The following is a 3,231-nucleotide window of genomic DNA, read 5'->3' on the forward strand; positions in this document are numbered from 1 at the left end:
CCGGTGCTGCGCCTGCTGCCCCGCATCGGCGGCACGGCGCTCGACGACGCCCTGAACGACATCGCGTGGTCGCTCGATGCGAGGGCGGATTTCCACGCCGACGCGCGCTACCGGCGCGACCTGGTCCGCCATCTCGGCCGACAGGTCATCGGGGAGGCCCTGGCATGACGATCCTGACCGCCGACGAACGTCACGAGATCCGCTTCACCCTGAACGGGCGCGAGGTGGTCGCCGCCGCGTCGCCGCGCACCTCGCTCGCCGACCTGCTGCGGCACGGATTGGGGGCGACCGGAACGCATGTCGGCTGCGAGCACGGCGTCTGCGGCGCCTGCACGGTGCAGATCGACGGCGCGCCGGCGCGGGCCTGCCTGACCCTTGCGCTGCAGGTCGAGGGCTGCGCGGTGCGGACGGTGGAAGGCCTGGCGCCGCGGGCGGGACGGCTCGGCGTGCTGCAGGAGGCGTTCCGCCGCCATCATGCGCTGCAATGCGGGTTTTGCACCGCCGGCATCCTGATGTCGCTCGATGCCTTCCTGCGCGCCGCGCCCGACCCGACGCCGGAGGCCGTGCGGGAGGTCGTCGGCGGCCATCTCTGCCGCTGCACCGGCTATGCGCCGATCGTCGCGGCGGCGCTCGATGCGGCCGCATCCCTGCGCGGCGCGGCGGGGGAGGGCGGCGATGTTTGATCTCGCCACGAGCTTCCGCGCGAGTGCGGCCCGCGACCCCTCGGCGATCGCCATCGTCGATGAGGGCGTCCGCCTCTCCTATCGGGACTGGCTCTCCAGGATCGAGGCGGTGGCGCGCGGCCTCGCGGCGCTGGGCTTGCGGCCGGGGGAGCGGATCGTCACGGCGCTGCAGAACCGCTGGGAGGCGGCGACGCTGCATTGGGCCTGCCAGTTCGCCGGGCTGGTGATCACCCCGGTCAACTGGCGGATGACCGGCGACGAACTCGGCTTCGTGGTGGAGAATGCCGGCGCGCGGGCGCTGGTGACCGAGCCGGTGTCGCACGCGGCCGGTGACGCGGTGGACGCCGCCGGCCTGCTCCGGATCGGCGTGGATAACGCCGCATCGGCCGGGATCGGCTTCCGCGATCTCGCCGGCGATGGCGCGCTGCCGGACGTCTCCGCGGACGCGCTGTCGCTGATGCTCTACACCTCCGGCACGACCGGGCAGCCCAAGGGCGTTCCGCGCCGCCACCGCACCGAGCGCGCCGCGGCGATTGCCCATGTCGCGCAGAACCTCTACCGCGCCGGCGAACGCACCCTGGGCGTGATGCCGCTCTATCACACCATGGGCGTGCGCTCGCTGCTCGCCATGTCGCTCATCGGCGGCTGCTTCGTCTGCCTGCCGCGGTTCGATCCGGCGCGCGCGCTCGGCCTGATCGAGCGGGAGCGGATCACCAATCTCTACCTGGTGCCGACGCTGTATCACGACCTGCTGAACCATCCGGCCTTTGCCGCGCACGACGTGTCCTCGGTCCGCAAGCTCGGCTTCGCCGGCGCCTCGATGACCGACGGGCTGCTGCGGGCGCTCGACGGCGCATTCCGTCCGGACCTGTTCGTCAACCATTACGGCTCGTCGGAGATCTACACCTTCGCGATCGACCAGGATGCCGTGCGCAAGCCCGGTTCGGCGGGGCGGGCCGGGATCAACCAGCGTCTGCGCGTCGTGCGGATCGGCCCCGGCGATCCGGACGCGCAGGTCGCCCAGGGGCAGGAGGGCGAGATCATCGCCGATGCCGCGAGCGACGAGGCGTTCGAGGGCTACTGGCGGCGGCCGGACGCCGACGCGCGCGCCTTCCGCGGCGGCTGGTATTTCACCGGCGACACCGGATATCTCGACGCGGAGGGCGACCTCTTCGTCACCGGCCGGGTCGATGACATGATCATCACCGGCGGGGAGAACGTGTCGCCCGTCGAGATCGAGAGCTGCCTGTCGCTGCATCCCGCGGTGTCCGAGGTCGCGGTCGCCGGGCTGGCGGACGAGCGCTGGGGCCGGATCGTCGCGGCCTTCGTGAAATGCCGCGCCCCGGTGGCCGCGGAAACGCTCGATGCGCATTGCATCGCCTCGGGCCTCGCGCGGTTCAAGCGCCCCCGGCGCTATGTCTTCGTGACGGAGCTGCCGAAATCGCCCGTCGGCAAGCTGCTGCGGCGCAAGCTGGTCGCCGGCGACTACGCCCTCGATCCATCGTGCCTCTCCGGGCCATCCACCTCCAGGGAACCGAATCCATGACCGACCAGCCTGATCCCCGCCTCGCCCGCCTCGACGGTTTCCGCGTCGAGATCGACGCCGACCGCGCGCGCGCGGACATCGTCCTCGCCCGGCCGCCGATGAACACGATCTCGATGCCGCAGCGCGACCAGTTGCGCCACGCCTTCGAAGCCCTCGACGAGGACGGGCGGGTGAGGGTCATCGTGCTGCGGGCGGATGGCGAGCATTTTTCCTCGGGCGGCTATATCCGCGGCTTTCTCGAGGCATCGCCCGAGCATGTCTCGAAACTGGCATGGAACATCGCCGCGCCGGCACGCTGCTCGAAGCCGGTGATCGCCGCGAACCGCGGCTACACCTTCGGCGTCGGCTTCGAGATCTCGCTGGCCTGCGATTTCCGCATCGTCTCCGAGACCTGCCAATACGCGCTTCCCGAGCAGAAGCTCGGCCAGATCCCCGGTTCCGGCGGCTCGGCGCGCCTGCAGAAGATCGTGGGGATCACCCGGACGAAGGACATCGTCATGCGGTCACGGCGCATCTCCGCCCGCCAGGCGCTGGACTGGGGCATCGCCACCGAATGCGTGCCCGATGATCGCCTCGAGGCCGCCGTCGACGCGCTGGTGGACGAGCTTCGCGCCTTCGCCCCGCTGGCGCAGCGAACCGCGAAGCGGCTGTTGAACGAGACGGAGGACGCCCTGCTGACGACCGCGATCGAACTCGAGGGGCATTGCTACAGCCGGCTGCGCCAGTCCGATGATTTCCGGGAGGGTGTCGAGGCCTTCCACGAAAAGCGCAAGCCGAATTTCACCGGAAGCTGACGTCTTGCTTGCGGAAGAATCCGGAGGCAGAAAGACAAGGGAAGTTCGGCGCGGGGCGAATTTCCCCGCTTGCCGGGCGGCCTCGCTAACATTCAAGAACAGACATTCCGGAGCGCCGAAACCAATGATCCGATCCGTCAACCGAGCCGCCGCCGCGGCGATGTGCGTCGCCATGCTCGCCGGCTGCAGCCAGCAATACCGCCGCGAA

Annotated in this window: 3 protein-coding genes; all 3 read left to right on the plus strand. The window is 70.4% G+C overall.

Features of this window, described 5'->3' with window-relative positions; translation table 11 throughout:
- Window positions 1-164 precede the first annotated feature (164 nt).
- The 3 genes from APM_RS06115 to APM_RS06125 are packed head-to-tail and all read left to right on the plus strand — an operon-like array spanning window position 165 to window position 3,023.
- The gene (locus APM_RS06115; RefSeq protein WP_007422483.1) at window positions 165-683 is read left to right on the plus strand and encodes a (2Fe-2S)-binding protein; all 519 of its coding nucleotides are present in this window, start codon (window positions 165-167) and stop codon (window positions 681-683) included.
- Window positions 676-2,229, plus strand: a complete 1,554-nt coding sequence (locus tag APM_RS06120) for an AMP-binding protein (RefSeq protein ID WP_007422484.1) — start codon at window positions 676-678, stop codon at window positions 2,227-2,229. Before APM_RS06115 ends, APM_RS06120 begins: the two co-directional genes overlap by 8 nt.
- Window positions 2,226-3,023 carry an enoyl-CoA hydratase/isomerase family protein gene (locus APM_RS06125; protein WP_007422485.1) on the plus strand — a complete coding sequence of 266 codons (798 nt, stop codon included), beginning with the start codon at window positions 2,226-2,228 and terminating at the stop codon, window positions 3,021-3,023. The genes APM_RS06120 and APM_RS06125 overlap by 4 nt, the downstream gene beginning before the upstream one ends.
- Window positions 3,024-3,231: the final 208 nt, after the last annotated feature.

The organism is Acidiphilium sp. PM (genome assembly GCF_000219295.1).
GTDB classification, from domain to species: domain Bacteria; phylum Pseudomonadota; class Alphaproteobacteria; order Acetobacterales; family Acetobacteraceae; genus Acidiphilium; species Acidiphilium multivorum.